This is a genomic window from Brevundimonas sp. SPF441, assembly GCF_009661015.1.
GTDB classification, from domain to species: Bacteria; Pseudomonadota; Alphaproteobacteria; order Caulobacterales; family Caulobacteraceae; genus Brevundimonas; species Brevundimonas vesicularis.
Window position 1 is genome coordinate 20,756 of the sequence record NZ_WJWX01000034.1, and the last position, 6,673, is coordinate 27,428.

A 6,673-nucleotide genomic window follows, 5' to 3' on the forward strand; every position below is an offset into this window, starting at 1 on the left:
GCAACTCCAGGGAGAGAGTATAACGCCTACCCCGCCAGGGCCGCCTTCTTCTCTTCCAGCTCCAGCCATTCCAGTTCGGCGGATTCCAGCTCGGCGCGGGCTTTCTCGGCAGCCTTCATGGCGGCGTCGAAAGCCTTCGGGTCGCGGGCGTAGAGGCCGGGGTCGGCCAGGGTCGCATCGTGTTTGGCGATGGTCGCGGGCAACGCATCGATCAGGGCTTCCAGCTCCTTCAGGCGGTGGGCGTCCTTGAAGGAAAGTTTGGCGGTCTTCTTGGGGGCGACGGCGGGCGGCGGCGCCTCGGCGGCGCGCTGGGCGGCGGCCTTGTCCTGGGGGCGGGGGTTCGAACCGGGCTGAAGGAAGCCGGGGTTCTGGCGGATGAAGTCGGTCCAGCCGCCGGGGGTCTCGACGATGTCGCCGCGTCCGTTCAGGGCCAGGGTCGAGGTGGACAGCCGGTCGATGAAGTCGCGGTCGTGGCTGACCAGGATCAGGGTGCCGTCATAGCCCTCCAGCAGCTCTTCCAGCTTGTCCAACGTGTCCATATCCAGGTCGTTGGTCGGTTCGTCGAGGATCAGCATATTGGCCGGCTTGGCCAACGCCCTGGCCAGCAGCAGGCGGTTGCGCTCGCCGCCCGATAGGGTCGAGATCGGCTGGCGAAGCTGGGCCTCGGAGAACAGGAAGTCCTTGGCGTAGGCGGCGACGTGTTTGGACACGCCGCGCACCAGAATGCTGTCGCCGCCGCCCGGCGTCAGGGCGTCCCACAGGGTCATGTCCGACTTCAGCCCCTCGCGCGACTGGTCCAGATAGACCGGCTCAAGGTTCGCGCCCATGCGCACCGTGCCTTCGTCGGGCGCCAGTTCGCCCAGCAGGGTCTTGACCAGGGTGGTCTTGCCCGCGCCGTTGGGACCGACGATGCCCAGACGATCGCCGCGGATGATGCGCGTGGTCAGGTCCTTGAACAGGGTGCGGCCGTTGAAGCCCTTTGAGACATGCTTGATCTCGGCGACCAGCTTGCCCGAGGTCGAACCGGAATCGACGCCGAGATACAGTTCGCGCGGCACGTCCTTCATCTTCTCGGCGCGTTCGGCGCGCAGCGCCTGAAGCGAGCGGGCGCGGCCTTCGTTGCGGCTGCGGCGGGCGGTGATGGAGGAGTAGAAGGTGGCGGTCTCGCGCTCGATGGTCTTGGTCAGGCGGCGCAGGGATTCGGCCTCTTCCTCCAGCACCTTGGAGGACCATTCGTCAAACTCGACGAAGCCCTTGTTCAAAGTGCGGACCCGACGGCCTTCCAGCCAGTGGACGGTGTTGGTGACGCGGTTCAGGAAGGCGCGGTCGTGGCTGACGACCAGCAGGGCGAACCGGGCCTGAATCAGCTCGTTCTCCAGCAGTTCGATGGCCAGGATGTCGAGGTGGTTGGTCGGCTCGTCCAGCAGCAGCAGGTCGGGTTCTTCGGCGAAAGCCTTGGCTAGGGCGGCGCGGCGGGTTTCGCCGCCAGACAGGCCTTGGGTCGACTTCGCCGGGTTCAGGCCGAAGGTCTCCAGCCAGCTTTCGGCCGTCCATGTCTCGGCCTCGCCCGACGACGCATAGTCCAGCAGGGTCTCGCCGGTGATCACGGGCTCTTGCGGCACATAGGCGAAGCGGACGGCGGACTGGATGGAGCGGTCGCCGCTGTCCGGCTCGATCAGGCCCATGACGACCTTCATCAGGGTGGACTTGCCCGCGCCGTTGCGGCCCACAAGGGCCGCGCGGCTGCGCGGTTCGACTGCAAGGTCGACGCCGTCGAAGAGGGGCCGCTGGCCGTCCTGAAGACGGACGTCCTTGAGTGCGACGAGAGGGGGTCTGGCTGCCATGTGACTTTCGATCCTCTCGGGCGACGCCGGAGAGGGAAACCGCGCACAGCGCGGCGGAGGGGGGCGGAAACGGGTGTGATCTAAGGGGTTCAGGCCCATTTCGCCACTGGAAAGGCGATACGAGCCGCAGGCTGTGGATTTGCGGCCGGGCGTCGGGCCGCGCTATGGGCTTGTCATGAGCATGATCACCTGGGCCGCGCTGCTGGGCGCCATTGGGCTGGAGGTGGCGGGCACGACGATGCTGCAGGCCTCGCAGCAGTTCACGCGGGTCTGGCCGACGGCGGGGATGGCGGTCTGCTACGGCCTGGCCTTCTACCTGCTGTCGATCGCCCTGAGGCAGATGCCGGTGGGGATCGCCTATGCGATCTGGAGCGGGCTGGGGGTGGTGCTGATCTCGGTGATCGGGACGGTGGTGTTCCGCCAGCGGCTGGACCTGCCGGCCATGGTCGGGCTGGCGATGATCGTCGGCGGGGTCGTGGTGATCAACCTGTTCTCCAAGACGGTCGGGCATTGAGGCTGTGACAAGCGGCGGCGCGGCGCGTATGAGGCGCGCCATGCAGCCCTATTGGGAAACCAAGACCCTGGCCGAGATGTCGCCTTCCGAGTGGGAGGGGCTCTGCGACGGGTGCGGGCTGTGCTGCGTGATCCGGTTCGAGGACGAGGATACGGGCGAGGTCATCCCGACGCGGGTGCATTGCAAGCTGTTCGATCCGGAGGCCTGCGCCTGTTCGGACTATGCGAACCGCAAGGCCCAGGTGCCGGACTGCATCAAGCTGACGCCCGGCAATATCGAGGCGTTGGAGTGGATGCCCAAGTCGTGCGCCTATCGCCGGCTGCACGAGGGGCGGCGGCTGGCGAAATGGCATCATCTGATCTCGGGCAGTCGCGAGACGGTGCATACGGCGGGCGTCTCCGTGCGGGGGCAGACGATCTCGGAACTGTCGCTGGCCGAGCCGGAGGACGCGCTGGACTTCGAGGCGCCGGAATGGGCGGTCGAACGGGGCCGGGAGCGATAGGGTAACCCTCCCTAGCCAGCGCAATGACGCTGATTGAAAGCGTGCGAAAACAAGCCGTTGGCGAATTATGTGGGCGTTCTTCCGGCCTGAGGACGCTGGTCCGCTATGGTTTGGGCATGACGGGAAATCGGGACGACGAAGAGGGCGGCTGCGGCGGCGCGCGCGAGACGGCTGTGTCCTGCGCCGGGTGGATGGAGCCCCTGTTCCTGATGATGAAGGCCAAGATCGAAGAGACGGCAAAGAGCGTCTGCGAGACGGACGTCAAGGACGCCGCCGTCGCCGAGAAGGTCGCGCGCCAGATCGGGGTGATCGCGCGGTCGGCCAAGGCGGTCGAGGCGATGCGACTGCTGTGCCTGAGCGACAACGAAGAGGACGAGATGGGTGGACGAATCTACGACCCCGCCGAGGACGAGCGAATCCGACGAGAGTTGCTCGTCGAATACGAGCGGATCGACAGCATCATCGAGAGAAAGGATGCTGAAGCAGCTGAACGGGCGCGCGCTAAGGCTGAAGCGCAATCATGCGCGGCTGCTGGAGCACCAACACAAGCCGCGTGACCTCGACCTGCGGACCTGGCTTCTGTTGGGGGGACGAGGGTCGGGCAAGACTTTCGCCGGGTCGGTCTGGATCGACAAGATGGCGCGAAAGCTGCCCGGCATCACCCTGGCGCTGGTCGGCCCCGCCCTGCATGATGTGCGCGAGGTGATGGTGGAGGGGGCGTCGGGGATCAAGGCGCTGGCGGAGCCGGGCGCCCGGCCGCGCTGGGAGGCGGGACGGCGTCGGTTGGTCTGGGGCAATCAATCGGCGGCCTATGCGTTTTCGGCCGAGGATCCCGACAGTCTGAGGGGGCCCCAGTTTCATGCGGCCTGGGCGGACGAGTTCTGCGCCTGGCGACGGCCGGAGATGGTGCTGTCGAATCTGAGGTTCGGACTGCGGCGGGGGGCCTCGCCGCTGCTGGCGGTGACGACGACGCCCCGGCCGATCCCGGCGCTGAGGCGGTTGATGGCCGAGGCGGGGACGGTGACGGAACGGGCGGCGACGGCGCTGAACGCGCAGAACCTGTCGCCCGGCTTTCTGGCGCATCTGAACGACGTCTATGGCGGGACGCGGCTGGCGGCGCAGGAGCTGGAAGGCGTGGTGGTCGAGGGCGAGGGCGCCCTGTTCCGCATCGCGGATCTGAAACGGGCCAGGGGCGCGCGGCCGGTCGAACTGGACCGGATCGTTGTGGCGGTCGATCCGCCGGCGACCGCGACCGGAGACGCCTGCGGCATCGTGGTCGTTGGGCGAAAAGGTCGCCACGCCTTCGTGCTGGCGGACCGAACGGTGCAGGGGCGCTCGCCCCAGAGCTGGGGTGGGGCCGTCAGTGCGGCGGCGCACGAATTCGGCGCGCACGAGGTGGTCGCCGAGAGCAATCAGGGCGGCGACATGGTGCGCTCGGTCCTGGCCATCAGCGGCTGTCCGTGCCGGATCGAGACGGTCCACGCCTCGCGGTCCAAGGCGGCGCGGGCCGAGCCGGTGGCCCTGCTGTATGAACAGGGGCGGGTGGTCCACTGCGACGCCTTCCCGGCGCTGGAGGAAGAGATGCTGGCGCTGGGCAGCGAGGGCGGACCCAGCCCGGATCGCGCCGACGCCCTGGTGTGGGCGATCACGCGGCTGATGCTGGGGCCGCAGTCGGCGGGACCGCGATTGCGGGGGCTGTGACGAACCTTTCCCTCCCCATTCCGGGGAGGGTGGTCGCGAAGCGACCGGGAGGGGGCGGCCCGGCAGGGGCGCACGGATTGATCGCGCGAGGTTAGTGATGGGTCGCCTTGCCGTCCCCACCCGGCTTCGCCTGCGGCTCAGCCACCCTCCCCCGCGGGGGAGGGAGATTTTTTGTGACAGGAGAGACGATATGCCGGCCATTCCCGAGCGGGACGGATTGCTGAACCATGGGCGCGACGCCGGTGGGCCGGCGAGGCGCGCGGCGGCGGTCACGCCCAGCGACGCGGCCGATCTGACGACCTACGCCAAGGCGCTATATGTCGGGGCGGCGGGCAATGTCCGTGTGCTGACGGTCGGCGCCGAGGACGGGGACGCGGTGACCTTCGCTAACCATCCGGTGGGGTGGTTGCCGGTGCAGGTGCGCCGGGTGCTGGCGACCGGGACGACGGCGACGCAGATCGTGGCGGCCTTCGACTGATGTCGGGGGTCGAGATCGGAGCGGCGACGGCGGCGCCGGGCGGGGTTCTGGGGAGGGCGCGGTTCGCCGTGCCCGACTTGCCCGTCTGGTCGGCGGCGGTCAGGACGATGCAGGCGGGCGGGCGCGAGGCGCGGCTGCTGTGCATCGGCGACAGCGTGACCCAAGGCTATGGCGCGGTTTCCGGCGGCTGGACGCCGAACGGTCGGGCGAGCGCCTGGCCCGAGCGGCTGGCGGCGATGATGAGCGGGCGAGGGCTGCCGGCGTCGGCGGCGTCTGTGGCTGGCGCGGGTGCGGCGGATGGGGCGAGCGGGGGTTACTCCGCCTATGATCCGCGCGTGACTGTGGGCGCCGGGTGGGGCGTCAACACCCTGACCGGGATGGGCGGCAAGCTGTTTTCGGGCGCGGCGTCGTCGACAGGCGTCTGGAGTTTTCAGCCGAACGGGCCGATCGATCGGTTCGATCTGTGGGCCGTGACCAATACGGCGCTGGGGGTGCTGACGGTCGAGACGGACGGGTTGGTGCGGGCGACGGTGAACACCACCAAGGCGGCGTCGATGGAGGTCACGACCGTGGCCTTTCCCGAGACCGCCGGGCCGGTGAGCGTGCGCTGGGCCTCGGGCGGGGCGGTGTTCATCGCGGGCGGGGTCGCATGGCGCTCGGACGTGAAGCGGGCGCGGGTGATCAACGCCGGGTGGGGCGGGGCCCGGATCGCGGACTGGATCACGACGGATCAGCCGTACCGGGCCTATGGGTCGATCCCGGCGGCGGCGCCCGATCTGTCGGTCGTGTGTCTGACGATCAACGACTGGAACGCGGGGACGGCGGTCGCGACCTATAAGGCCGGGTTGGGGACGTTGGTGGATCGGTGCCTGACGACGGGGGACGTGCTGCTGATGACGGGTTGTCCGTCGGACCCGGCCCAGGGCAAGGCGAGCTATGCCGCGCAAGCGGCTCTGAGGCATGCGGTTTTCGAGGTGGCGGCGACGCGGGGATTGGCGGCGCCCATCGACGGGACGGCCCTGTTCGGCGGCAGTTTCGGCGGCGGTCTGATGTTCGATTCCGTCCATCCCAATGCGGCGGGCCAGGCGAGGATCGCCGAGGCGGTGCGGGCGCGGGTGATGATCTGAGGTTGTCGCGCGCTCTCGCGCGGTGATAATCGTGGCGGATGGGGGAGCGGTTTTACGGAGTGCAGGCGCTGCGGTTCGCGGCGGCGACGGCGGTGGTCGTCACGCACGCCGTGGATCTGGCCGGGACGCGGCTGGGGCTGGAGACGGCGCTGGCCGGCGGGACGCTGGAGAACTTCGGCGCCGTGGGCGTGGACGTGTTCTTCGTCATCAGCGCCTTCATCATCGCCACGACGACGCAGGGGCAGACGGGCGTGGGCGCGGCCGGGGCCTTCCTGTGGCGGCGGTTTCGACGGGTGGCGCCGATCTACTGGCTGCTGTCGCTGCCGATCCTGATCGGTATGGCGCGGGGCGGGACGCTGAGCCCGGACGTGGCGGCGGCGACGTTCCTGTTCTGGCCGTTCAGCGGACTGGAGATGACGTTTCCGACGCTGGGGCCGGGGTGGACCCTGTGTTTCGAAATGCTGTTCTACGCCGGGTTCGGCCTGGCCATAGCGGGTGGGGCGATGG

8 protein-coding genes are annotated in these 6,673 nt (G+C 68.9%); 7 read left to right on the top strand and 1 reads right to left on the bottom strand.

Going from position 1 to position 6,673, the window contains the following annotated elements:
• Window positions 1-26: 26 nt before the first annotated feature.
• The gene (locus tag GGC30_RS14990) at window positions 27-1,844 is read right to left on the bottom strand and encodes an ABC-F family ATP-binding cassette domain-containing protein (protein ID WP_153925775.1); all 1,818 of its coding nucleotides are present in this window, start codon (window positions 1,842-1,844) and stop codon (window positions 27-29) included.
• A 175-nt stretch (window positions 1,845-2,019) separates the two neighbouring features.
• Here GGC30_RS14990 and GGC30_RS14995 point away from each other — a divergent pair, with 175 nt between their 5' ends.
• From GGC30_RS14995 to GGC30_RS15025, 7 genes are all read left to right on the top strand, one after another.
• Window positions 2,020-2,358, top strand: coding sequence for a multidrug efflux SMR transporter (locus GGC30_RS14995; RefSeq protein WP_153925778.1), 339 nt, complete (start codon window positions 2,020-2,022; stop codon window positions 2,356-2,358).
• Between the two features lie 40 nt (window positions 2,359-2,398).
• On the top strand, window positions 2,399-2,860 hold the full coding sequence (locus tag GGC30_RS15000) for a YcgN family cysteine cluster protein (RefSeq protein ID WP_153925780.1): 462 nt from the start codon (window positions 2,399-2,401) through the stop codon (window positions 2,858-2,860).
• A gap of 209 nt (window positions 2,861-3,069) precedes the next feature.
• On the top strand, window positions 3,070-3,417 hold the full coding sequence (locus GGC30_RS15005; RefSeq protein ID WP_153925782.1) for a hypothetical protein: 348 nt from the start codon (window positions 3,070-3,072) through the stop codon (window positions 3,415-3,417).
• Window positions 3,335-4,561, top strand: coding sequence for a DNA-packaging protein (locus GGC30_RS15010; protein ID WP_153925784.1), 1,227 nt, complete (start codon window positions 3,335-3,337; stop codon window positions 4,559-4,561). The genes GGC30_RS15005 and GGC30_RS15010 overlap by 83 nt, the downstream gene beginning before the upstream one ends.
• 190 nt (window positions 4,562-4,751) lie before the next feature.
• The gene (locus tag GGC30_RS15015) at window positions 4,752-5,039 is read left to right on the top strand and encodes a hypothetical protein (protein ID WP_153925786.1); all 288 of its coding nucleotides are present in this window, start codon (window positions 4,752-4,754) and stop codon (window positions 5,037-5,039) included.
• Window positions 5,039-6,166, top strand: a complete 1,128-nt coding sequence (locus tag GGC30_RS15020) for an SGNH/GDSL hydrolase family protein (RefSeq protein ID WP_153925788.1) — start codon at window positions 5,039-5,041, stop codon at window positions 6,164-6,166. Before GGC30_RS15015 ends, GGC30_RS15020 begins: the two co-directional genes overlap by 1 nt.
• Window positions 6,167-6,204: 38 nt before the next feature.
• Window positions 6,205-6,673, top strand: a 469-nt coding sequence (locus tag GGC30_RS15025; protein WP_153925790.1) for an acyltransferase, incomplete at its 3' end; no start/stop codon positions are given.

Coding starts and splice junctions, on each gene's coding strand:
- GGC30_RS15000 (WP_153925780.1), top strand. CDS start 2,399: ATGCAGCCCTATTGGGAAACCAAGACCCTGGCCGAGATGTCGCCTTCC.
- GGC30_RS15005 (WP_153925782.1), top strand. CDS start 3,070: ATGATGAAGGCCAAGATCGAAGAGACGGCAAAGAGCGTCTGCGAGACG.
- GGC30_RS15020 (WP_153925788.1), top strand. CDS start 5,039: ATGTCGGGGGTCGAGATCGGAGCGGCGACGGCGGCGCCGGGCGGGGTT.
- GGC30_RS15015 (WP_153925786.1), top strand. CDS start 4,752: ATGCCGGCCATTCCCGAGCGGGACGGATTGCTGAACCATGGGCGCGAC.
- GGC30_RS15010 (WP_153925784.1), top strand. CDS start 3,335: ATGCTGAAGCAGCTGAACGGGCGCGCGCTAAGGCTGAAGCGCAATCAT.
- GGC30_RS14990 (WP_153925775.1), bottom strand. CDS start 1,844: ATGGCAGCCAGACCCCCTCTCGTCGCACTCAAGGACGTCCGTCTTCAG.
- GGC30_RS14995 (WP_153925778.1), top strand. CDS start 2,020: ATGAGCATGATCACCTGGGCCGCGCTGCTGGGCGCCATTGGGCTGGAG.